Raw genomic sequence first — 24,236 nt, 5'->3', positions numbered from 1 at the left:
TCTCTGCTACTTTAAACCTGAATCCGTAACTTCAGAGCGGCGCATAGCACAAGCTCTTGATTCCACAGCGGTTTAAAAAATGCCCACTTAACCGATGGGTTAAGCTAAGATTTTTTAATTCCACTGTGAAACCAATATCTTACGCTCTGCATCCACTCTGAAGTTACGGATTCAGGTTAAAAAGATCGCCACGCTGCGCTCGCGATGACGGGGGGCGACTTAATCAGCATTTTCAGCACCCAAAAAACTCCCGAATTTCCTTTTCCTGTTCCATCGCATCCCGGTACCCCATATTCAGCAGTCGGGTACAAAATTCCTTTTCAAACAATAAAAAGCTCGCGGTACTGGCGCCACCGCCCTGGGCGGTGGCGCCGATGGCGCGCATAAACAGTTTCAGGCTGGTGGGCAGGTTGTCCAGGTATTCGGTGGCCATCACGTCGATGGGTTGTGACGGGTTGATCGACAGCGCTTCAATGGGGCGCATATCGCTGATGCCCAGTTCCCGGCGCTCCTCGCTATCGAACTCTTTCACCAGTCGGTTGATGCTGTGCAGGGTTTCCAGGTCGGCTTCCATGGCGTCGATAAAGGCGCTGTTAAACATGTGGCTGACAATCTGGGCAATGGAGGGAGGGTGGTCTGGTTTGGTCATCTCCGGTTTGTGGCGGGGATTGTCGCTGACGCCGATTACAAACAGTTTGCGCGCGCCCAGTTGCAGGGCAGAGCTGAGGGGTTTCAGTTGGCGAATGGCGCCATCACCGTAGTAATGGTCGCCAATTTGTTTGGCCGGAAACAGCGCGGGAATGGCAGAGGATGCCATCAGGTGTTCTACAGTCAAACCCGTGCGCACCCCTACACGGCGCGAGCGCTCCCAAGGGTTATGGCGGTCGGAACCCTGGAAAAACGCCACGGACTGCCCGGTGGTGTAGCTCATGCAGGTGATGCAGAGGGCGTGCAATTCACCGCTGGCAATGGCTTCGTCGATATAGCGAAAGCGCACGGTCTTTTCCAGCAGTTCCTTCAGAGGTGAGTTGTCAAACAGTGCCACCGGGCAACCAAAGGGGTAGCCGCTGTGGAAGAACGACACCATTACCTTGATGGTGTTTTTCAGCACACCCAGGGCGTCGGCGCGGTAAACCTTGTCTGGGGAAATACTGCGCCAGATGTATTCCAGCTTGCGCATGCGCAGGCGAAAATGACCGGGGCGGCCCGCTAGTGCCAGGGCATTGATGCCACCGGTGGAGGTGCCACAGATCACAGGAAAGGGGTTGTAGGTGTCGCGGGGTAAAATTTCCGCCAGCGCTTTCAGTACACCCACCTGGTAGGCGCCGCGGGCACCGCCGCCGGAAAGAATCAGGGCTGTAGACATAAGGTGGTCATCCCGGTTGTTTTTATGGCCCTCTGCTTCTATTGTGGTCTATAAGAAAGGAGAGGTAAAACCTTTTGCTTTAAGGGTACGACTTTATCGGTACGTTTAAGTGCCTCTAAAACAAGGATGTTTTATGACTTATTCCGCAAATCACCCCATCACCCACTGCCTGCTGTTGTTTGCCAGCGGCGTTTTTGGTGTCAGTTTTTTGCCAGAGCTGCCATCGACCTGGCTTGGCCTTCCCGCTGCCGTTATCTCTATTTGGTCCATTGGCCGTTATCGCGACTACCGTTTTCTTGGCCTTTGCCTGGGGGTTGCCTGGGGCCTGTACAGCGGCCAGCAATTGCTCAATCAGCAATTGCCGGAATCCCTTGAGCTGCAGGAGTTTGATGTACGGGGAAGCGTACTGGGCTTGCCACAAAGTGACCATCGGCGCAGCCGCTTTCGCCTACAGGTAGACACATGCACCGGGGTGCTGGACGGCAAGTCGGTGCCACTGAACAAGCTGTTGTTGAGTTGGTACGGTGCCCGCCCAACCCTGAAAACCGGCCAGTATTGGCAGTTGCGGGTCAAACTGCGTCGCCCCCGGGGGTTTGCCAATCCCGGTGGTTTCGATTATCGCCACTGGCTGTTGCAGCAGGGTATATCGGCGACGGGCTACGTGCGCGCGACATCCGCTGAAAACACCCCAACAACAGCTGTTAATCAATTGTTGGGGCAGCGCCAGCCCCCTTTGGCCGGGTTGCGTGAAAACCTCCATCTCCAGATTGGCAGCCTGCCGTTGCCCGAACTGCAGCGGGGGTTGTTGCAGGCTTTGGCCGTGGGGGATGGCTCTGCTTTGGGCCCTGAACAGTGGGCATTGTTTAATCGCACTGGCACAACGCATCTGATGGTGATTTCCGGTCTGCATATCGGCCTTTTCGGAGTTCTCTGTTACGGCCTGGGCAGTTTATTGGCGCGCCCTTTAAATTTGTTGCTTCCCGCCGTGCCTGCGCAATTGTGGGCCTCGTTTTGTGCCTTGTTGGGGGCGGGTTTTTACGCGGCGTTGTCTGGCTTCGGCCTGCCCGCCACCCGTGCTTTTGCGATGGTGGTGGCAGTGCTGTTGGTGCGTTTGTTGCGCAATAATGCTTCGCCCTTTAACCACCTGCAGGCAGCGTTGGCAGCGGTAGCATTGGTAGACCCGCTGGCGGCACACAGCGGCGGTTTTTGGCTGTCCTTTGTGGCGGTGTTTGGCCTGCTCTGGGTGTTTGCGCCTCTGGTGGGACGGCCATCGGGAATTCGGGGCTGGTTGCATCGTTGGTGGCGCCCTCAGTGGACGGTATTTGCGGTGCTGGCACCTCTGTTGCTGGCTGCCTATGGCCAGTTGCCTGTGCTGTCGGTGTTGGTTAACGGCGTGGCGATTCCCTGGCTCAATATCGCCGTGGTGCCCGTTTGTTTGCTGGGGGTGGTGGCTGCTTTTGTGTCTGCGGATGCGGCCCACTGGCTCTGGCAGCTGGCGGGCTGGCAATTGCAGTGGTTTTATCAGGGCTTGCAGTGGTTTGATGGTTATGCCGGGTTGCTGCTCAAGCCGCCTGTGGGGTTTTCTACGGGTTTGCTGGTGTCGCTGATGGCAGCGGCGTTGCTGTTGTTGCTGCCCCGCGGAGTGCCGGGGCGCTGGCTGGGGGTGGTGCCCTTTGTGTTGGTATTTTTTATGGCACCGCCGCAGCCGTTATTGAGAGTCACAGTATTGGATGTGGGGCAGGGGCTGGCGGTGGTGGTTCGCAGCGGTGAGCGCAGCCTTGTTTACGACACCGGTGCGGTTTTCAGCGAACGTTTTAATGCGGGCAGTGGTGTGGTGGCGCCTTTTTTGCGCGCCAGGGGGATTCACCGCATTGATCGCTTGGTGGTCAGTCATGCCGATAATGATCACGCCGGTGGCACCCTGGGGTTGGTTGCGTCTGTGGAGGTTGGTGATATTTGGCTGGGAGAGCCATTGCCCGGTGTCAGTGATGGCAAGCCCTGTCGTGCCGGGGACAGCTGGCGCTGGGGTGAGGTGTTGTTCGAGGTGTTAAGTCCTGTGCAGGAGACGAGGTTTTCCGGCAACAATGCATCCTGTGTGTTGTTGGTGACGGCGGGAAAGCACCGGCTGTTGTTGCCGGGGGATATCGAAGCCAGCCGGGAGCGGGCACTGCTGGATCAGCTGCCGGCGGTGGATGTTGTGGTGGCGCCTCACCATGGCAGCTTTACATCGTCCAGCTCAGCTTTTGTTGAGAGATTACAGCCTGCGCATGTGATCTATTCCGCCGGTTACAAACACCATTTTGGCCATCCGCATCCGAAAGTGGTGCAGCGCTACCGTGCTGTAGGTGCCAGGCAGTGGAATACCAGCAGGGATGGCGCGGTGACTTTTGAGTTGTTGGATGATGGCTGGCAGGTAATCAGGGAGCGATCTGGTTACCGGTTTTTTTGGCAGGGCTATTAAACCGGCAATCTTATAGGTTGCGTTTAATAATGCGGCACAGGGATGTGCCGCCGCTGGCGTAGCCAGCGCGGGTTAATAGTTTTGCTTGAGCAGATTGTGGTGGCTCAGTATTCGGTGGCGCTTTTCCTGACACGCCGTCAATACATCCATGTAGGCTCGTCTGTGGCATCCCTGCCACAGGCGGTCTGGAAAAGCGCCACCGAATACGGATCTTCAGCATAACCATTGTTCTTCTCGCTGCATGGTTTGAGCAGTATGGTCTGGCAGTGATGTGATTGGATAAAACCGCTTGGGGTTATGGTAAAGTGTCGCCTTTCGCAAAAGGACGCACTGGGGGAAATTCGTGTACGAACTGATCGTTGCTGGCGGCTGGTTGATGGCGCCGATACTGCTGTGTTCGGTGGCGGTGGTCACCATTGCGGTGGAACGTTACTGGAACCTGCGCCGGGAGCGGGTGGTACCCAGCAATTTGCTGGCTGAAGTGTGGCACTGGTTGCGCCACCATGAAATTACCCGGCAAAAATTGCAGGAGTTGCGGGACTCGTCCCCTCTGGGGAAAATTCTGGCCGCTGGCCTGAGTAATTCCGAACACGGCCGCGATGTTATGAAAGACTGCATCGAGGAGGCGGCCAATCAGGTGGTGCACGACCTGGAACGCTTTCTCGCGCCCCTGGGCACCATCGCTGCGGTCGCGCCGCTGCTGGGTTTATTGGGTACGGTGATCGGCATGATCAAGGTGTTTACCGCTATTATGCTGGAGGGCACCGGTAATGCTGCCGTGCTCGCCGGTGGTATCTCCGAGGCATTGATTACCACTGCCGCTGGTTTGGCGGTGGCGATTCCGGCGCTGATGTTGCACCGCTATTTTGAGCGTCAGCTGGATGGCCTGGTAGTGGATATGGAGGATCAGGCGATCAAGTTGGTGGGGGCACTGCACGGCGACCGCCTGTTTACGCCCAACCAGTCTGCAGCAGATCAATCCCAGGCTCAAAAAGTCAATCCGGCGCCCCAGCAACGCTCTCGTCGCAACGGTGAATCACGCAGCGCCACTCGCCCGGCGGCGAAAAAGCCGTGAAGTTCAAACGTCAACGCAGTCGCGAACAGGGCGTTAATTTAACGCCGCTGATCGACGTGGTATTTTTGTTGTTGATCTTCTTTATGGTTTCCACCACCTTTACCAAAGAGACTCGCCTGAAAGTGGATTTGCCGGAAGCGGAAGGGTTGGCCAGTTCCGAACCTCCGCGCCTGATCGAAATTCTTGTTGATGGGGAAGGCAATTACAGCGTCAATGGCAAGAGCCTGGTCAATCGCCAGGCGGATACCATTATTGCCGCTCTGCAAGAGGCCTCTGGCGGCGACAACAGTATCCCCCTGGTGGTCACCTGTGATGCCAATGCCAGTTTTCAGGCGGGGGTTACCGCCATGGATGCCGCCGGTCGTGCGGGCTTTGCCAATTTGAGCATTACAACGCGCCGCCCGGACAGTGCGGCTGTGGAATAAAAAGACGGAAATTGAATGGCCAATACCGAGATCGACACCCCCCCCAGCGCGTCTGATCGCCAGCTCTACGCCCGCTTGCTGGGTTATGTGAAGCCCTACTGGTTTATCTTTGTGCTCAGCAGTTTGGCACTGATGCTGTTCTCTGCCATGAATGCGGCCTTCCTGGATCTGTTAAAAATTCTGCTGGATTACCTTTCCCAACTGGGCGGTGAAGTGGAACTCAGTGGCGAAGCCGCAATGCTGGCCACCGACAAGCCCGGTGTGATCGAACAGGCCATTGTTCGCTTTTGGGGGGAGGACAGCTACGCCGACCTGATGGCCAATGCCCAGTTCACCATTCCCGCCATGTTTGTGGTGGCGGCACTGATTCGCGGCCTGGGTTTTTTGGCGGGCACCTACGGTATGGCCTATGTTGCATCCATGTTGGTGCACAATCTTCGCACCGAACTGTTCAACAAAATGACCCGCCTGCCAGCTTCCTACTTTGATACCCAGATGTCTGGCCATATGATCACCAAGCTCACCTACCAGGTAACGCAGGTGAGTGATTCTCTGACCAACGCCATCAAAACTGTGGTTACCGAAAGCTCTCTGGTACTGTTCTATCTGGTGCTGATGATCACCTACAGCTGGCAGCTGACACTGCTGTTTTTGGCGGTGGTGCCGGTGATCGCCCTGGTGGTCACGGTGGTGAGCAAAAGTTTCCGTCTGATCAGCCATCGCATACAGGGTGCCATGGGGGATGTTACCCAGGTGTCTCAGGAATTGGTCAACAGCTACCGGGTGATGCGGCTGTTTGGTGGCGAGCGCTACGAGCGCGGCAGAATGTTTGCAGCCAGCCAGATGAACCGCCGCCAGGTGGTGAAGATGGGCCTGGTGCAGGGGCTCAGCTCGCCGGTGATTCAACTGCTGATAAGCATTGCACTGGGGGCACTGATTTACTGGGCGCTGGAGCCGGGTTTTATCGCCGATTTGAACGTCAAGGTGCTGGTGGTTTTCCTGTTTGCGGCGGGCTCCATTACTCGCCCGGTGCGCAAACTCACCGGCGTGATGGAACCGGTACAGCGCGGCCTGGCGGCAGGTCAGTCGATTTTTGAAACCATCGATGCGGAGGAAGAACGGGACATCGGCAGCTGCCAGCTGGACAGCATCTCCGGCCATTTCAGTTTTGATGGTGTCAGCTTTGCCTACAACCAGCGGGACGGGCGGGTGCTCAGCGACATCAGCTTTGAGGTGGAAGCCGGTGAAACCATCGCCCTGGTAGGCAGCTCCGGCAGTGGCAAGAGCACACTGGTAAACCTGATTCCACGTTTTTACAATTACACGGAAGGCTGCCTGAAATTGGACGGTATTGATATCAATGATATCTGCCTCACCAACCTGCGCAGCCATATTTCCTTCGTCAATCAGCAGATCACCCTGTTTAACGATACGGTGTACAACAACATTGCCTATGGCGAACTGGCGCAACTGCCCAGGGAAAAGATTGTGGCCGCTGCCGAGGCCGCCAATGCCCTGGAATTTATTGAAAAGCTCCCCAACGGCTGGGATACCGTTGTGGGGGATGGCGGCGGATTGCTTTCTGGCGGCCAGCGTCAGCGCCTGGTGATTGCCAGGGCACTGCTCAAGGATTCGCCCATTCTCATACTGGACGAGGCCACATCCGCCCTGGATACCCAATCGGAACGGCGAATCCAGCAGGCTCTAGAACAATTGATGAAAAACCGCACTACCTTTGTGATTGCCCACCGCCTGACCACCATCGAAAACGCCGATCGCATTCTGGTGATGGAGGCGGGGCGCATCGTCGAGCAGGGTACCCACGAACAACTGCTGGCCGCCAAAGGTCGCTACGCCCAGCTTTATCAGCGCGGCTTCGACACAGCCAATGGCGACTAGGCTCGAACAGAGTTGGTACCGGGATGACTGGCTCAGCAAACTGCTGACACCACTGGCAGCGCTGTTTGCTGCTGTTGCCCGTTGCCGCCGCCGCTCTCACCAAACCCAGGCCAGCCAGCGGCCACTACCGGTTGCGGTGATTGTGGTGGGCAATATCAGTGTTGGTGGTACCGGCAAAACGCCCCTGCTAATCACTTTGGTGGCTGCCTTGCGTAAAGCCGGTTACCGACCCGGGGTGATCAGCCGTGGCTACGGTGGCCGCGCACCGGGCTATCCCTTTTTGGTGTCTGAGCAAACTGACCCCGCCGAGGGTGGCGACGAGCCGGTACTGATTGCCAGCCACTGCCAGTGCCCGGTAGTGGTGGACCCGGATCGCCGCCGCGCTGCAGAACACCTTCTGACCCACAGCAATTGCAACCTGATTATCAGCGACGACGGGCTGCAGCACTACCGTCTGCCCAGAGATGTGGAAATTGCCGTAATCGATGGCGCTCGCGGCTTTGGCAATGGCCGCCAGTTACCTGCCGGGCCATTGCGAGAACCGGTTGAGCGTCTCGCCGAGGTGGACTTTGTGGTGTCTAATGGCGAGCCTCAATCAGCCACAGCCAGGCAACTTGAAGAGCTAAAGATCGCCACCATGACAGTGGCGCCATTACCTCAGCTGCGGCCTCTGGGTGGCGATAACAGAACACCGGTTGCCATCCGTGATTGGCCTTTCAATCGCCGGGAAGTGAATGCGGTGGCCGGTATTGGTAACCCCCGGCGTTTTGTGGATACCCTCAAAGACCTGGGTTTTGTGCCTCACCTGCACGCTTTTGGAGATCACCACAAATACCGTGGGGAAGATTTGCAGTTGTCCCCGCAAAGGCCGATCATCATGACAGCCAAAGACGCGGTGAAATGCCATTCGCTGGTCACCGAAGATACTGATGCCTGGGTTCTGGATGTGGTTGCTGAAATGCCAGACCTGTGGCTGGAACAAGTCGTAGCCCGGGTGAAGCAAAGCGAAACCCGGGATCGAACTGTTCACAAATAGGCAGTTCCCGGGTTCCGCTTCGCTCTACCCGGGCTACGTTATTATCTATTTTTTACTTTAAAAATACTTTATAAGTAACTGATAAATGAGTTTTTTAGTCGTAATTCCAGCCCGATATTCTTCCACCCGCCTGCCGGGTAAACCGCTGCGGGATATTGCCGGTCAAACCATGATCGAGCGTGTCTATCGTCAGGCTCAGGCCAGCGATGCCGAGCGGGTGATCGTGGCCACAGACGATCAGCGCATTGCCGATGTGGTTAGCGGGTTTGGTGGTGAACTGTGCATGACTTCGGCGGACCATCCCTCCGGCACCGACCGCCTTCAGGAGGTGGCTGCACAGCTGCAACTGGCAGCGGAACAGATCGTGGTGAATGTGCAGGGGGACGAGCCCCTGATTCCCCCGGCGGTGATTAATCAGGTGGCTGCTAACCTGGCGAGCAATACCGGAGCGGGGGTGTCTACCCTGTGCGAAGCCATCGAAACAGCCTCAGATTTTGCCAACCCCAATATCGTCAAGGTAGTGGCCAACCACAGGGGTATGGCGCTGTACTTCAGTCGCGCCCCCATTCCCTGGCCTCGCGACCACGCCATAGAGCACAACGGTTTGGGAAGTTCATTGCCTGAGGCGCTCAAACCCATGCGCCATATTGGTATTTACGGCTACCGGGTAGAACAGCTCAACCGTTTTGTAGTCTGGCCCGCGGCTCCCCTGGAAACCATTGAATGCCTGGAACAGCTGCGCTTTATGTGGCAGGGCGTGGGTATTCATGTGGCGGAGGCCTGTGCCGCTGTGCCCGGTGGCGTGGATACCCCGCAAGACCTGCAGCGAGTGATTGAACAAATGGCAGCAGGGCAGTGAGAAGCACGCCGGTAAAAGTTTTGTTCGTTTGCCTGGGCAATATCTGCCGCTCGCCAACCGCTCATGGAGTATTTCAGCAGTTTGTGGACAAAGCCGGGCTCAGCGAGCAAATTTTGGTGGATTCTGCCGGTACCGGGGATTGGCATATCGGCCATCCTCCAGATGCCCGCGCCCAGCGCAAAGCGTTGACCAGAGGTTACGACCTCAGCCCATTGCGAGCGCGCCTGGTCAGCAGTGAGGATTTTGCCGAATTTGATTACATCATCGGCATGGACGACAGCAATATGACCAATATGCGGTCTTTTAAGCCGGCGGATTACGGCGGCGATTTCAAACTGTTTCTCAGTTATGGTGATAACAGCGAATACCGCGAAGTGCCAGACCCTTATTACAGTGGTGATGATGGCTTCGAGCTGGTGCTGGATTTGGTGGAACAGGCAGCTGCGGGCTTGCTCGACGATATTTGCAGCCGTTATTCACTCCACACTGTGCCTTCCACGCGGCGTCATCCTGAGCGCAGCGAAGGATCTCAGACTTGACGATAGCCTATCCAGCGTATCTATGAATATCGGTCACAACATCAACCTGAAACCCCACAATACCCTGGCCTTGCCTGCGATGGCCGAACACTTTATGGCGGTGCAAACCCAGGAACAGTTGTACCAGGCTCTGGCCACTGCCAGCACCAACAACTGGCCTGTTACCCTGCTGGGCGGTGGTAGCAATGTGGTTTTGGCGGGGGATATTCCCGGTCTGGTTATTCAGATGGCCATTGCCGGTATAGAGCTGCTGGAAGAAACAGAGCAAGCGGTGCAGGTACAGGTGGGTGCGGGGGAAGACTGGCATCAATTTGTACAACACTGCTTGCAACAGGGCTGGTACGGGCTGGAAAATCTGTCGCTTATTCCCGGCACAGTGGGTGCCGCGCCGGTGCAGAATATTGGTGCTTACGGAATGGAGTTGGCCGAGTGCCTGGTGTCGGTAGACATTGTCGATTTGCAAAACGGCGAATCCACAACCCTGGACCGCCAGCAATGCCAGTTTGGATACCGCGACAGTGTGTTTAAAAACGCCCTTAAAAACCGCGTTGCCATTGTTTCTGTGACCCTGGAACTGTTGAAAACGGCCAGCCTGAAATTGGATTATCCCGCTCTACAGCAAGCGGCTGAAAAACTTTCTGCACAACAATTAACACCGCAAAAAATCAGCGAACTGGTGTGCCAGATTCGCCGCAGCAAATTGCCAGACCCGGCCAGCGAACCCAACGCCGGCAGTTTTTTTAAAAACCCGGTAGTGAGCGGGGAAAAAGCACAACAGCTAAAACAGCAATATCCCGAGTTGGTGGCTTACCCACTGCCCGATGGCAACAGCAAACTGGCCGCCGGTTGGCTCATTGAAAAAGCCGGCTGGAAGGGGCGGCGCATTGGCGATATTGCCATCCACCACCGCCAGGCATTGGTGATGGTGAATTGCGGCGAGGCAAGCGGCGAGCAGTTATTGGCTGTGGCAGGGCAGGTGATGGAATCTGTAAAAAACAACTTTGGTGTTGAGCTGGAAATGGAGCCGCGGGTACTTCCGACCCGGTAGCTTTGTAGGGTGGATTAGCGCAGCGTAATCCACCAAAATCCAGCGACTGAAGCCCTCCGTCATCGCGAGTGAGCGAAGCGAGCGCGGCGATCTTGTCATAACGGAGTGCCAATGTCAGATCTGTTTTCCCAGTTGTCGCAAGAAATTCATTTACCCGGCACTGGCGAACAATGCACACTGCACTACTTTCCCGAATTTTTAACCGCTGCTGAATCCGATCAACTGTTTGCGCAACTGCTGGAAAATACCCCCTGGCAACAGAGCCGTATCCGCATTTCCGGGCGCACCTTACCCATCCCCCGGCTCAACACCTGGTACGGCGATGCCGGTGCCAACTACGGCTACTCCGGAACCCGTCTGCCACTGAACCCCTGGACGCCAGAGCTGATGCAATTGCGCCAGCGGGTAGAAGCCACAGCAAATCACCAATTCAACAGCGCCCTGCTTAACCTCTATCGCGATGGCAACGACAGCGTTGCCTGGCACAGTGACGACGAAGCGGAGCTGGGCCCGGAACCGGTGATTGCCTCAGTCAGTTTAGGCGCACAGCGGCGCTTTCAGCTAAAACAAAAACAGGGTAAGGAGCGCTTTGAATTGCCGCTGTCGTCGGGGGCGTTGTTGGTGATGGCAGGTGCTACCCAAAAATTGTGGCAACATCAGGTACCGAAGGAAAGAGGGCTCACCGGTCAACGGGTGAATATTACCTTGCGCCAAATTGTTTCAAGGTCGGAAATGTAATCAGCAAAGCTATTAACCCGGCAATACAAAAGGCGCCCTGCCTTTTGTATTGCGCGCTCAATAACTTTCACATAAAAGCTTTCACATAAAAGAAAGTAACGCACTTGCTTGGAAGTGCTTGATTTTATTGAGCTTGCGCTGGTTGCGCCAGCGGCGGCACATCCCTGTGCCGCATTATTAAACGCAACCTATAAGGTTGCCGGTTTAATAGTTATAAAAATGTCATTGCTGCGGATAAAGTGGTTTCAAGCCAGCTGTATTTTTCTGTCCATGAGTGTTGCCACCATGCGCCCGGAAACGTTTTAGCTGCGTAGCAATCCAGAATAAGTCCACCTCTGTTTCCCCTGCACCATAAAGCGACTGATCAACAGCGACCAGTTGCTTGTGCAATTCTGGCTCGCCGGTAAGCTGCCCCAGTTTATCCAAAGTGATCGCATTCCGGTTTGGCCAATAGCACTGTGCCCAGCGCAATATGGCTTCCCGTGTTTGTTTGATATCACCGGCCTTGGCGTGGCGCCTTACGATGGTGAACAGTTCTTTTTCATCGCCGGATTGTTGCGTTCTTTCCGGTTTGTTTTCAGAAACAGGCTGCGATTTTCGCTGGCGAAGTTGCAGCAGCAACACGATGGCGATGATGGCCAGGGCGAAATTGATTGCCATGGATAATTTCAAGAGCCAGCCCGGTTGTTGTTCGACGGGTATAGCTGGTGCGGTTTGTGGTTGCACAGCGGTGGGTGTGTAAGTGCTGGTTTGCGCCGGTAGCACTTGCAGGGTTCGCTCTGGCAGGCGGGCGGTTTCCAGTTGTTGTGTTTGGGTATTCCACCACTGCATTTCCACGGCGGGCAGGGTGACGATGCCCGCTTTGTTGGGCACCAGGGCGACGGATTCGGTGCGGCTGGCTACCACGGTGTCGCTGCCCGCTGCCTGTTCCAGTTGCGGCTGATCCGGGTAGCTACGGAAGTCGCCGCTGACGGGCAGGGGTATTTCCGGCAGCAGGGCAGAGGTGGTGCCCATGCCAGTGAGGGTAATCTTACGGGTCAGTGGTTCGCCAACCCGCCATTCCTTGTTGGGGTCAATGGCCTGTTCTGTGAGTTCTACACGGCTGGCGGGCAACCAGTATCTTCCGCTGTTGGCGGGCTGGGGTTTTACGGGCAGGCTGAGTGGCTTGCTGAACTGGCTGAAACGGCGGCCGTTGCGGAAGCGAATGCTGCTGGGGCTGTAAGCGTTAATGCGAAATGGGGGGATGTCCAGGGTGCCACTGGCGTTGGGGAAAATCGCGAATTTCCATTCAACCACTTCGTAGTTGCGCCCATCCAGGGTCGCCTGGTATTCGCTGTGGCCCAGTTGCAATACTTCGCTGTTGGCAATATCTCCCCAGCCGGGTTTGATATTGGCCAGTGGCACCTGGTGGTAGAGGCGGTAAGTGAGCAGCAATTGTTCCTGTACGTACAGGCTGTCTTTGTCCGCCTCCACATCGAGAAACACCGGGTTTTGCTCGCCGGGTTTGGTGGCGGCAGGTCTGACATTGACGCTGATCGGGCGACTGCTTGCGCCATTGATTTCAAAGGCGGGAATGGTCAGCGTGCCGCTGGTTTTGGGGTGCAGGTCAATGCTCCAGGTCAGGGAGGATTCCGACTTGCCGTTGATCCAGCTGTAGTTTTGCTGGCGGCTGGGGGCGGATAGCCGTTCAAAATTGCTGTCGAGAGCAGAGAAATCAGGCTCCCCGGATGGCGCATCGCCCCGGTAGATCACGGTTAATTGCAGGGTTTCATTGGCGCTCAGGGTGGTGCGATCCACAGAGCTGGTGACGGTGGCGGCCGCTGATTGCAGGGCGAACGTGGCCAGTGTGGTGGTGAGCAAAAGGCGTAATAGAAAAATCATTGTTGGTAGTTACCCTGACATTTGTCATCGCGAGCGTAGCGTGGCGATCTCCATCCAGGCGCTTCGAAACCAGGAGATTGCTTCGTTGCGCTCGCAATGACTGGAATACATGGCTCCGCAATGACGGGGGTGTATGGCTTCGCGATGGCGTTCAATGTCTCACCACCGCTCCGGTTGTTGTTGGGGTTGTTGTCGTTGTTGCTGGCGGCGAAATTTTTCCTTTAAAAAGGCACCGGGGTTATCCGGCACTTTGCGTAAAAACTGCTCCATGGCGCGCTCGGCTTCTTCGTCGCTATTTTTCTGGGATGTGCCTTGGCTTGGTTGTTGCTGGTCATCCTGCTGACTGGGTTCGCCATCGGTGCTTTGTTGTTCATTCTGTTGTTCATTCTGTTGCTGTTGCTGATTTTGCTGGTCGCTCTCATTGTTGTTTTGTTGCTCAGAATTGTTTTTTTCAGCGTCCTGTTGTTGGGATTCGTCATTTTGTGACTCACTGTTTTCTGACTGGTTATCTTGAGGTGAACCTGAATCCTGTGACTGCTCTTGTTGCTGTTGCTGCTTGAGCTGTTCCAATAACGCTTTGTTGGCAGTGGCGTTCTGATGCTGGGGGTTTTTCTGCAGCGCTTGATTGTAGGCATCAATGGCTTTGTCCAACTCACCCAGGCGCGCCAGTGCGTTGCCCTGGTTGTACAGGCCATCGGCGCTGTTGTCTTGCTGAAATGCCTCCAGCGCGGTTCGGTAATCCCCCTGACGATAGGCGGCACTGCCGCGCCATTGGGGGGAGCGGAATTGTTCCGCTGCTTGTTCGTATTGCTGGTTGCGAAAAGCGTCCTGGCCACGCTGATCCGGTGTTTTGAGAAAGTCTGGCAACTGCCGTGAAAAGCGCTCCGGCAGTGACGGTTTGTCATCCGCTTGCACGGAGGTGGAGGGCACTAACCCCAACACTAACCCCAACAGCGGAGCGAGCAGCAGGCAGGCCACCAGACCTTTGCGAAACGCCAACAGCGCCAGGGGCAACAACAGCAGAGCCAGCCAGTAGCCCTGGTCGTGCCAGCTGTCGAAGGTGCGTTCCAGTTGTTGCCGTTGCTGTCCCAACGGTGACCCGGTAGCACTGTTGATGTGGCCCAGCAACAATTCCAGGTCGCGGCTGTCGGCGGTGAGGTCGCTGTATTGGCCACCGTTGTTTTGTGCCAGTTGTGCCAGTGGCTGACGGGATAATGTGGGCATAACAATATTGCCGCCACTGTCTTTGGCGAAGCTGCCGTCCGCCAGTGGAATGGGGGCGCCCTGTTCGCTGCCGACTCCCAGAATGGACAGGCGCAGGCCGCTGCCGCGCAGTTGCTGCTGGATGTAAGTGCGCGCGCTGGCGGCTACGCCATCGCTGATCAGCAGTAAATCACCGCCACTGACGCCGCTGTTTTTCAGTATCTTCAGGGCCAGATCGAAAGCGGCTTCGGTATTGCTGCCGGGTGCGCTGAGCAGCGCCGGGGTTAACACTGCCAACTGTGAGGCAATGGTGGCGTTGTCGTCGGTTAAGGGGGTCACCAGGTGGGCGCTGCCAGCGTACACAATCAGTGCGGTTTGCCCCTCGTTGCGCTGTTGCAGAATATCCTGCAACTTGAAACGGGCGCGGGTGATGCGGTCGGGCTTGATGTCTTGGGCCGCCATGGATGGCGATAAATCCAGCATCACCACCAGGGCGCTCTGGTCCCGGTGCAGGGGTTGTGGCAGTTGTTGCCAGGTGGGGCCCGCCAGTGCCAGACAAGCCAGGGTCAGTGCCAGTATCCACAGCCCCAAGTATGAGCGCCGCTTGGCAGTGGGTTGCCCCCTGGATTCCAGCATCAGCGGTAGCCAGCGCGGATCAATCACTTTGCCCCAGTCCCCCGCAGAGGCTCCATTGCGCCCCAGCCACAACAGCAAAATGCCAAAGGGCAGAGCCAGCAACCACCAGGGGCGCAGCCAGTGGAAATCGGTCAATATCTGCTGCCATTCAGCCATAACTGCCTCTCCTTTTGCCGCCAAGTGGTCCCGCCAGCCATAGCCGTTGTGCCAACAGCAGCAGAGCGGCTACTAGCGCCACGCTCAATGGCCAGTGGAACAGCGCTTTGCTGGGGCGCAGGGTTTCCGCTTCCTGTTCCACCGGTTCCAGTTCGTCCAGGTGGTGATAGATGGTATTTAGCTGTTGCACATCTTTGGCGCGGTAAAACTGGCCGCCAGTAAGGTTGGCAATTTCCAGCAGGGTTTTCTCGTCCACCTGATTGCGGCTAAACCAACCGCTGCGGCCGCCGCCAATGCCCACCGTGTAGATTTTGATGCCTAATTGTGCGGCCGCCTGCGCCGCCTCGATGGGTTGCAGGGTACCGTCGGTATTGGAGCCGTCGGTGAGCAGAATCAATACCCGATGATTTTCCGGGCGTTCCTTGAGCTGCTTGACCGCCAGCCCGATGGCGTCACCAATGGCCGTGGCAGAGCCAGCCATGCCCAGTTCCGCTTCCTGCAACAGTTGGTTGACGGTGGAGCGGTCGAAGGTGAGGGGTGCTTGCAGGTAGGCCCGGCCGCCAAACAGAATCAGTCCCAGGCGGTCACCGTTGCGGCGCTCTACAAATTGGCCTACCACCGCTTTGGCCGCCAGAATACGTCGCAATACATCCCGGCCCAGGGGCATATCCGGTTCGGCCATGCTTTCGGAAATATCCACCGCCAGCAGCAAATCCCGGCCGCTGGTGGGCAGTTCGATTTCTTCGCCAACCCACACCGGGCGGGCGGCAGCCAGCAAACAGCCGAGCCAGACGACCATCAACAGCAACCAGGCCCAGGGGTTGCTGCGCTCAGAGCTCTGGGTATCCGCTTCCGCCCGCAGCAATTGTTGATACACCGGCACCGTCAGGGCGGCGCTTTGCCGGACCTGGGCAGGGCGCAGGGCGCGATACAACCAGGGGGCGGGCAGCAACCACAGCAGCCAGCCCCATTGCCATACCAGTGTGGCGGAATCAGCCATCGCTGTGCACCTCGCCGAATTGCAGAACGTTGATGCTGCTGACCCATTGCAAAGCATTGCGTTGTACTTCCTGGACACTGGTTGAGTTCATATCCACAGGTGCGGCGGCATAGAGTTGTTGCTCTATTTGGGCAACCAACTCCGGGTTGAAGCAGTGTTGCCCTTTGTGATTTCGGGCTTGCAACAGCTGCGTGGTAGGTTGGCTGCTGGCCAGGGTGAGTTTTGGGCTGCCGGACGACAGCAGGCAGCGACGCAGGGTGGTGACAAGCTGTTGGCACAGGGTGCTCTGGTTTTGATGGCTGTGGTATTCCGCGAACTGTTGCGCCAGCGCGCGCCGCGCCAGGCGGCGATAGCGGTTGCGCTGCCAGTAGCGCCAGCAAAGCCACAGGCCGAAAGCAATCAATAAAACCACAGCGATCAGCAGCGCCCACAAACCCGGTGCCAGGGGCCACCAGCCGGTAGCTTCCGGCAGATGGATGTCTTTCAGTTGGGCAAGGGGATCGGTATTCATGCCCGCCGCCTCTGTTTGCTGTAGTGGCTGCGAAGCAGTTGCGCGACAGAATCATCGGTGCTGACTTTCAGCAACCCCATGCCCAATTGCGCGCTGAGCTTTTGCAGTTGTTGATGGTGCTCGTCAAACAGGGCGCTGCAGCGCTGTTGCAATTGCCGGTTGCGGCTGTTGATCAGGCGGCGCTCGCCGTTGCTGATAATGGGGTAGATGCCCGCCGGGGGCAGCTGACGTTCCAGCGGGTCGAATACCTGGCAGAGAGTCAGGTCGCAGTGACGGGTGAGGCTGTACAGGTGTTCGCGGCTGGCGTCGTCCATATCGTAAAAGTCGCTGATCACAAACACTGATGTGCCCGGGTGGGCGATGCGGCGGCCTTCTTCCAGTATTTTGGCCAGGCTGAATTTGTCGCGGTCGGCAGCGGGCAGTTGTGAACAGAGGTTGTGCAGGCCGTGAATCAATTGCAGCACGTTGTGGTGGCTGCGTCGGGGGCGCAGGGTGATTTGCTGCCCGGGGCCAAATAGCAGGGCGCCCACCCGGTCGTTTTTACCGACACCGGCCCAGGCCAGTGCTGTCGCCAATTCGCAAACCGCGCTGGCTTTGAGGCGCTTGCTGCCAAACAACATGGCACGGCGCAGATCGGCGACCACCAGTACCGGGCGCTCGCGTTCTTCGCGAAATACCTTGGTGTGGGGTGTTTCGGTGCGCGCGGTTACCCGCCAGTCGATAGAGCGCACATCGTCCCCCGCCTGGTAGTGGCGCACTTCCTCAAAGTCCATACCTCGGCCACGAAAGCTCGAACGCACTTGCCCGGCCAACTGGCTGCCGACAATCTTGCGCGGGAAAAATGCCAACTCGCCAACTCCGTGGCGCAATTGCACCAGGGCGTCGATATTGGCGACGGCGGCGGCGAATTGGGGGTTGGCAGTGGGCTTGGTCATGGTGTGGTAGCCCGCGATGTTTGATCAGTCGGTCGCACGACGTGCGACCCCTCAAAAAGAACTCCAAAGTCAAGCATCACGACAACCTCACCTACGGAGCTACGCCGACGGCACCACTTCCAATAATTTATCAATCACCTGATCCGCGTCGATCCCCCTGGCTTCGCTTTCAAAGCTGAGTATCAGGCGGTGGCGCAGTACGTCGTGGGCGACGCTGCGCACATCGTCGGGGCTGACGTAGTCGCGGCCTTGCAGCCAGGCGTGGGCGCGAGCGCAGCGGTCGAGGGCGATGGTGGCACGGGGGCTGGCGCCGTATTCCAGCCAGTCGCCGATATCGGCGCCCTGTTGTTGCGAATAGGCATCCGGCCGGCGGGTGGCCAGCACCAGTTGTATCAGGTATTCCTCCACATCTTCCGACATGTGTAATGCCGCTACCTGGCGGCGTGCTTGCAGCAGATTGCTTTCGCTGACCACCGGCGGCTGCGGTTGTTGTTGCGCCAGCGCTTCGCCGCGGGTGATGCGAAGAATTTCCCGCTCCGCTTCCGGAGCCGGGTAATCCACCATTACGTGCATCAGAAAACGGTCCATCTGCGCTTCTGGCAGCGGGTAGGTACCTTCCTGTTCGATGGGGTTCTGGGTGGCCATCACCAGAAACAGTTTGGGCAGGGCATAGGTTTTGCGGCCCACGCTGATTTGCCGTTCTGCCATGGCCTCCAACAGTGCGGACTGCACTTTGGCCGGGGCGCGGTTGATTTCGTCCGCCAGTACCAGGTTGTGAAAAATGGGGCCGGGCTGGAATTGGAAAGAGCCTTCCTGATGTCGGTAAATGTCGCTGCCGGTGATGTCGGCAGGCAGCAGGTCCGGGGTGAACTGGATGCGGTGGAAGTCGCCTTCAATACCATCTGCCAGGGTTTTGATGGCGCGGGTCTTGGCAAGGCCGGGAGCCCCTTCCACCAGCAGGTGACCATCCGCCAGCAGTGCAATCAGCAGGCGTCCGGTGAGGTGATTCTGGCCGACAATCTGGCTGTTGAGCCACTGGCGCAGGTCGCTCAAGGGCTGTTGCAGGTCTGGTGAACCAGAAGAGGGCTTGCATTCCATTTAACTATACCGTTGGTTACTTTTTGACAACCCGCACGCCATGTTTGGTAGTGCGGCTGAGGGCGGAAGATTGTAAACTTCCAAGCATTCACTCGCCAGCCCGATTCCCTGCTGTGGTGCGAGATTTGGAGTGTCTTGTCGAGGAGCCTCTAAAAGAACATCAGCGCAGGGAGAAGTTCCGATAAAAGGTTTCAAGCGGTGCGAGCTGAGGACCACATTCAGGCCAGACAATAATCAGGAGAACGGTGTGAATAAATTTCAAGATCACGAGCGTTATCAGCAGGTAGAAGATCAGGTCAAAAAAGACCAGGCCCACTACGACATGGAGCATTTGCTGCCCTTTACCCACAAGCTGTTTTGTCTGTTGCCGGAGTCGGAATACGAAAACACCCCGGTAAAGGATTTGTCGGGTTTTGTGGGGTCTACCTGGGAGTTTATTCAGGAGTACAGCGGCGAAGGCCCAAAAATTCGCGTGTTCAACCCCACCCTTGAGGAAGATGGCTGGCTCAGCCCCCACTCGGTGGTGTATGTGCTCAAGAACGACATGCCTTTCCTGGTGGATTCCCTGCGCATTGAGCTGAACAATCGCGGCATCAATATTCACCAGAGCAAAAGCATCATCACCAAGGTGAAACGGGATGCCAAGGGCAAGGCGGTGGACTTTGGCGATGCCAAGGGCAGCCAGCAGGAAGCTCTGATGATGTTCCTGATCGACTTGCATTCCTCTCAGGAGGAACTGGAAGAGGTGGCCGGCGGACTGGAAGATGTGCTGGCGGATGTGAAAGTGGTGGTTCAGGACTTCCAGCCCATGCTGGATCGGGTAGCGCGTTTGGTGGAGGAAACTGCCGAACTGAAGAAGGGCGTTTCTGCCGAAGATCGCAACGATGCGGTTGAGCTGCTCAAGTGGATGCACGGTGGCTATTACACCTTCCTGGGGTGTTCGGAATACAGCCTCAAGACCGTCAAGGGCAAGCAGCTGGTTACCGAGCTGGAAGATCAGCGTTTGGGACTTTTCCGCCTGCACGGCACCAAGCAGACCAGTGCCGATCTGGAATCCCTCAACCCCGGCGTCAAGGATTTCTACGAGCGCGACGGCTTGCTGGGCTTTACCTATTCGTCAGTGCGTTCCCGGGTGCACCGCAATGTTCACGCCGACTATATTGTGGTGAAAAAACTCAACAAGAGCGGCAAGCCCGTGGGCGAAGTGCGTCTGCTGGGTATGTTTACCTCACCGGTGTACACCATGAAACCGGCGCTGATTCCCGTGCTGCGCAACAAGGTGAAGCGGGTGATAGAGCGTTCCGGCCTGCTGCCCAACAGTCACGATGGCAAGGCCCTGCAGCAATTGCTGGACGTTCACCCCCGCGATGAACTGTTTCAGAGCTCCGACGACGAGCTTTACAAAAACATTATCGGCACCTGGCAGATTAACGAGCGCCGCAAGGTGCGCTTTTTTATGCGCCACGACTTTTACGGGCGTTTTGTCAGTTGCATGGTGTATGTGCCCAGAGACCTGTACAACACCAATGTGCGCCAACGCATCGAGGCCATGCTCAGCGAGCAGCTGGGCGCCAGCGAGCGGGAGTTTTACACGTACCTGTCGGAATCCGTGCTGGCCCGCATCCAGTTTATTTTCAGGGTGGACAGCGATCGCTACAAGTCCGTGGATGTGGCGGATTTAGAGCAGAAAATTATCCAGATTACCCGCAATTGGAACGACGACCTGCGCGAAGCGGTGATCGACCATTACGGCGAAGAAGAAGGCCAGCGTATCTGCCGTGCTTACAGCAATGGCTTTTCCATTCCTTATCAGGAGCATTTTGACCCCCGCGCCGCGCTGGGGGATATCGGCCTGATGGAGAGTATTGACGATAACAATAAAATCGCCATGAGCTTCTATCAGCCGCCGGCGGTGGACAAGGATGTGATGCGCTTTAAGGTGTTCCACCGGGACACGCCCCTGGACCTGTCGTCCATGGTGCCTCTGCTGGAAAACCTTGGCTTCCAGGTTCAGGGGGAGCATCCCTACATTATCGACAGCAGCAAGGGGGAAGTGCACCTGTCGGACTTTACCCTGAAATTCCGCATGGGTATTGGCGTGGATGTGCCGTCGGTACGCAACAACTTCCAGGAGGCATTCCGCGCCATCTGGACCGGTGAAACCGACGACGACTTCTTTAACCGCCTGGTGATTGGCGCGCGCCTGGATTGGCGTTCAGTGGCGATGTTGCGTATGTACGGCCGCTATATGAAGCAATTGGGCTTCAGTCTGGGTCAGCGCTTTATTGCCGACACCCTGTCCAAACACCTGGATACGGCCCGCAACCTGGTGGCCCTGTTCAAAAGCTACTTCGACCCCTGTCACGAAGGGGAGGAGCGTGCCGCGCGTCTTAGCAAAAAGATAGCCGCCGACCTGGATGCGGTGTCCAACCTCAACGAAGACAAGGTGCTGCGTACCTACCTGAACCTGATTAACGCCACTTTGCGTACCAACTTTTTCCAGTGCGACAAAGACGGCAACCACAAGCCCTATATTGCCATCAAACTGGCCACTCGCCAGTTGCAGGAGGCCCCCAAGCCGCGCCCAGAGTTTGAAATCTACGTGTACTCCCCGCGCATGGAAGGTGTGCACCTGCGCGGTGGCAAGGTGGCTCGCGGCGGTTTGCGTTGGTCGGACCGTATGGAGGATTACCGCACCGAAGTGCTGGGCCTGGTAAAAGCCCAGCAGGTAAAAAACGCGGTGATTGTGCCCACCGGTTCCAAAGGCTGTTTTGTGGCCAAGAATTTGCACAAAACCAATGGCCGTGAAGAATTTATGGTAGAGGGCATTGCCTGCTACCAGACCTTTATTCGCGGTCTGCTGGATGTGACCGACAACATTGTTGGCGGCGATATTGTGCCGCCCAAAGATGTGGTGCGCCGGGACGAGGACGACCCATACCTGGTGGTGGCGGCGGATAAAGGCACCGCCACCTTCTCGGATATTGCCAATGAAATATCCGAAGAATACGGCCACTGGCTGGGGGATGCGTTTGCCTCCGGCGGTTCCAACGGCTACGACCACAAAGGCATGGGTATTACCGCTCGCGGTGCCTGGGTAGCGGTGCAGCGCCACTTCCGGGAAATTGGCATCAATACCCAGGAAGATGAATTTACCGTTATCGGTATCGGCGATATGGGTGGCGATGTGTTCGGCAACGGCATGCTGTTGTCAGACAAAATTCGTCTCAAGGTGGCGTTTAACCACCTGCATATCTTTATCGATCCCAATCCGGATGCGGCGGCCACCTTTCCGGAGCGCCAGCGCCTGTTTGATACCCCCCGTTCCACCTGGGCGGACTTCAACAGCAAGCTGATTTCCAAGGGCGGCGGGGTGTTTGACCGCAGCGCCAAGTCCATTGTGCTGACTCCGGAAATCAAGGAATCCTTCGCCATTGAAGCGGACGAGCTGGCGCCCACGGAGCTGATTCACGAATTGCTCAAGTCGGAAGTGGACATGATCTGGAACGGCGGCATTGGCACCTACGTGAAGGCCAGTGACGAAAGCCACGACCAAGTGGGTGATCGCGCCAACGACAGCCTGCGAGTGAACGGCAAAGAGCTGCGCTGCCGGGTGTTCGGCGAAGGTGGCAACCTGGGCCTGACCCATCGGGGCCGCATTGAGTTTTGTCAGAACGGCGGGGCCTGTAACACCGACTTTATCGACAATGCCGGTGGCGTGGATTGTTCCGACCACGAGGTCAACATCAAGATTCTGCTCAACGAACTGGTGGCCACGGAAGACCTGACCACCAAACAGCGCAACGTCTTCCTGGAGAAAATGACCGACGACGTTGCTGACCTGGTACTGGATAACAACTACCAGCAAACCCAGGCCATCAGCGTTGCCGAATTTCATTGCAACAGCAACCTTCCCGAGTATTGGCGCTTTATCACCACGTTGGAATCCAAGGGGCGTCTGGATCGCGCTCTGGAATTTTTGCCCAGCGATGAGGAAATGGGTGAGCGCGACGGTCGCGGCCAGGGGCTGGTTCGTCCGGAGTTGTCCACCCTGATTTCCTACGCCAAGGTGGAGTTGAAAGAGGCGCTGATTGACTCGGATGTGGCGGATAACGACTACATGGCGCAGGCGGTAGAGAGCCTGTTTCCGCAGCAGATGCGCAAGAAATACCTGCCGCAGATTCATCAGCACAGCCTGAAGCGGGAAATTATTGCCACCCAGCTGGCCAATGAATTGATCAACACCATGGGCCTGACCTTCTACATGCGGCAGGTGGAGTCCACCGGCGCCACCGCAGGTGAGGTGCTGAAAGCCTACGCCATAGTCCGCGACATCTTTAAACTGCCGCAGGTGTGGGCGGACCTGGAAGCCCTGGATTACAAAGTGTCCTCGGCACTGCAATTGGAGCTGATCACCATTTACATGCGCCTCGGCCGCCGCGCTACCCGCTGGATTCTGCGCAACTGGCGCGGTTCTCTGGACCCGGCCAAACTGGTTCCGCAGATGCGCATGAAAATGGAAAAAGTGCTCAAGGTGCTGCCGAAAATCATGGTGGGTGATCACAAGGAAAAATGGGATTCCCTGCACAGCAACCTGGTCAGCAACGGTGTCAGCCAGCAGGCCGCAGAACTGGCCGCCAGTTCCAACAGCCTGTACTTCGCTCTGGGTGTGGCGGAAATGTCCATCAATAACAATATTCCGGTGGAGTACGTGATCGAGCTTTATCACTTGATGGGCAATCAGCTGTCCCTGGACTGGTTTGGCGATCAAATTGTTTCCCTGCGGCCTGAAAACCGCTGGAAAGACTTCGCTCGCGAATCTTTTGTGGATGAGCTGGAAACCCACCGCCGCGAACTGACCCAGGCGGTATTGAAGGAGTATGGCCAGCAGAAAGACATTGTGAAAATCCTTCGAGACTGGCACGACAAGCACGAGCAGCTGGTGGATCGCTGGATGGAAACCGTGCAGGAATTGCGCTCCACCACCACTCAGGACTTTGCCATGTACTCTGTGGCTTTACGTGAGCTGCAGGATTTGTCCCGCAGCACCGCTTCTCGCCAGGCATTGATGGCGGAGTAAAAATAAACTGTCGACGTAACAGTCAGCAGTATCCGATAATTGTCATCCTGAGTGCAGCGAAGGATATTGGTTATTAAAACCTGAATCCGTGACTCCAGAGCGGCGCATAACGCAAGCTCTTGATTCCACAGCGGTTTAAAAAATACCCACTTAACCGACGGGTGAAGCTAAGATTTTTTAATTCCGCCGTGAAACCAATATCTTACGCTCTGCATCCACTCTAAAGTCACGGATTCAGGTAAAACTGAGATCCTTCGCTGCGCCCAGGGTGACATATTCATATCAGGACG

General features: G+C 56.7%; 16 protein-coding genes and 1 pseudogene. 10 read left to right on the top strand and 7 right to left on the bottom strand.

The window, feature by feature from the left end; genetic code table 11:
* Window positions 1-232: 232 nt before the first annotated feature.
* The gene (locus ACVBEJ_RS01650; RefSeq protein WP_447127845.1) at window positions 233-1,366 is read right to left on the bottom strand and encodes a patatin-like phospholipase family protein; all 1,134 of its coding nucleotides are present in this window, start codon (window positions 1,364-1,366) and stop codon (window positions 233-235) included.
* Between the two features lie 133 nt (window positions 1,367-1,499).
* Here ACVBEJ_RS01650 and ACVBEJ_RS01645 point away from each other — a divergent pair, with 133 nt between their 5' ends.
* The 9 genes and pseudogenes from ACVBEJ_RS01645 to ACVBEJ_RS01605 all read left to right on the top strand — a co-directional run bounded on the left by ACVBEJ_RS01645 (window position 1,500) and on the right by ACVBEJ_RS01605 (window position 11,446).
* Window positions 1,500-3,827, top strand: a complete 2,328-nt coding sequence (locus ACVBEJ_RS01645) for a DNA internalization-related competence protein ComEC/Rec2 (RefSeq protein ID WP_447127844.1) — start codon at window positions 1,500-1,502, stop codon at window positions 3,825-3,827.
* 343 nt (window positions 3,828-4,170) lie between these two features.
* Window positions 4,171-4,773: pseudogene (locus ACVBEJ_RS01640) on the top strand (MotA/TolQ/ExbB proton channel family protein); the annotation flags it as partial.
* Window positions 4,774-4,898: 125 nt separating this feature from the next.
* Window positions 4,899-5,327 (top strand): ExbD/TolR family protein, encoded by a 429-nt coding sequence (locus tag ACVBEJ_RS01635; protein WP_447127843.1) that lies wholly within the window; start codon window positions 4,899-4,901, stop codon window positions 5,325-5,327.
* A 15-nt stretch (window positions 5,328-5,342) separates the two neighbouring features.
* The gene (msbA, locus tag ACVBEJ_RS01630; RefSeq protein ID WP_447127842.1) at window positions 5,343-7,226 is read left to right on the top strand and encodes a lipid A export permease/ATP-binding protein MsbA; all 1,884 of its coding nucleotides are present in this window, start codon (window positions 5,343-5,345) and stop codon (window positions 7,224-7,226) included.
* Window positions 7,216-8,262, top strand: coding sequence for a tetraacyldisaccharide 4'-kinase (lpxK, locus tag ACVBEJ_RS01625; RefSeq protein WP_447127841.1), 1,047 nt, complete (start codon window positions 7,216-7,218; stop codon window positions 8,260-8,262). Before msbA ends, lpxK begins: the two co-directional genes overlap by 11 nt.
* An 85-nt stretch (window positions 8,263-8,347) precedes the next feature.
* Window positions 8,348-9,121, top strand: coding sequence for a 3-deoxy-manno-octulosonate cytidylyltransferase (kdsB, locus tag ACVBEJ_RS01620; protein ID WP_447127840.1), 774 nt, complete (start codon window positions 8,348-8,350; stop codon window positions 9,119-9,121).
* 20 nt (window positions 9,122-9,141) lie between these two features.
* Complete coding sequence (locus tag ACVBEJ_RS01615) at window positions 9,142-9,660, top strand: low molecular weight protein-tyrosine-phosphatase (protein ID WP_447127839.1); 519 nt, start codon at window positions 9,142-9,144, stop codon at window positions 9,658-9,660.
* A 22-nt stretch (window positions 9,661-9,682) separates the two neighbouring features.
* Window positions 9,683-10,708: a UDP-N-acetylmuramate dehydrogenase gene (gene murB / locus ACVBEJ_RS01610; RefSeq protein ID WP_447127838.1), complete on the top strand. Its 1,026-nt coding sequence runs from the start codon at window positions 9,683-9,685 to the stop codon at window positions 10,706-10,708.
* 111 nt (window positions 10,709-10,819) lie between these two features.
* Window positions 10,820-11,446, top strand: coding sequence for an alpha-ketoglutarate-dependent dioxygenase AlkB family protein (locus tag ACVBEJ_RS01605; RefSeq protein ID WP_447127837.1), 627 nt, complete (start codon window positions 10,820-10,822; stop codon window positions 11,444-11,446).
* A gap of 222 nt (window positions 11,447-11,668) precedes the next feature.
* Here ACVBEJ_RS01605 and ACVBEJ_RS01600 read toward each other — a convergent pair whose 3' ends face one another.
* The 6 genes from ACVBEJ_RS01600 to ACVBEJ_RS01575 form a co-directional block, all read right to left on the bottom strand.
* Complete coding sequence (locus tag ACVBEJ_RS01600; protein ID WP_447127836.1) at window positions 11,669-13,327, bottom strand: BatD family protein; 1,659 nt, start codon at window positions 13,325-13,327, stop codon at window positions 11,669-11,671.
* Between the two features lie 159 nt (window positions 13,328-13,486).
* The gene (locus ACVBEJ_RS01595) at window positions 13,487-15,322 is read right to left on the bottom strand and encodes a vWA domain-containing protein (RefSeq protein ID WP_447127835.1); all 1,836 of its coding nucleotides are present in this window, start codon (window positions 15,320-15,322) and stop codon (window positions 13,487-13,489) included.
* Window positions 15,315-16,322 carry a VWA domain-containing protein gene (locus tag ACVBEJ_RS01590; protein ID WP_447127834.1) on the bottom strand — a complete coding sequence of 336 codons (1,008 nt, stop codon included), beginning with the start codon at window positions 16,320-16,322 and terminating at the stop codon, window positions 15,315-15,317. Before ACVBEJ_RS01590 ends, ACVBEJ_RS01595 begins: the two co-directional genes overlap by 8 nt.
* The gene (locus ACVBEJ_RS01585) at window positions 16,315-16,833 is read right to left on the bottom strand and encodes a DUF4381 domain-containing protein (protein ID WP_447127833.1); all 519 of its coding nucleotides are present in this window, start codon (window positions 16,831-16,833) and stop codon (window positions 16,315-16,317) included. The genes ACVBEJ_RS01590 and ACVBEJ_RS01585 overlap by 8 nt, the downstream gene beginning before the upstream one ends.
* The gene (locus ACVBEJ_RS01580; RefSeq protein ID WP_447127832.1) at window positions 16,830-17,768 is read right to left on the bottom strand and encodes a DUF58 domain-containing protein; all 939 of its coding nucleotides are present in this window, start codon (window positions 17,766-17,768) and stop codon (window positions 16,830-16,832) included. The genes ACVBEJ_RS01585 and ACVBEJ_RS01580 overlap by 4 nt, the downstream gene beginning before the upstream one ends.
* 99 nt (window positions 17,769-17,867) lie before the next feature.
* Window positions 17,868-18,866 (bottom strand): AAA family ATPase, encoded by a 999-nt coding sequence (locus tag ACVBEJ_RS01575; protein WP_447127831.1) that lies wholly within the window; start codon window positions 18,864-18,866, stop codon window positions 17,868-17,870.
* 247 nt (window positions 18,867-19,113) lie between these two features.
* Between ACVBEJ_RS01575 and ACVBEJ_RS01570 the strand changes: the two genes are divergently transcribed.
* On the top strand, window positions 19,114-23,946 hold the full coding sequence (locus tag ACVBEJ_RS01570) for an NAD-glutamate dehydrogenase (RefSeq protein WP_447127830.1): 4,833 nt from the start codon (window positions 19,114-19,116) through the stop codon (window positions 23,944-23,946).
* The last annotated feature ends 290 nt before the right edge of the window (window positions 23,947-24,236 follow it).

It is taken from the genome of Porticoccus sp. GXU_MW_L64, assembly GCF_052983295.1.
This window is presented reverse-complemented; position numbering and strand designations above follow the sequence as displayed.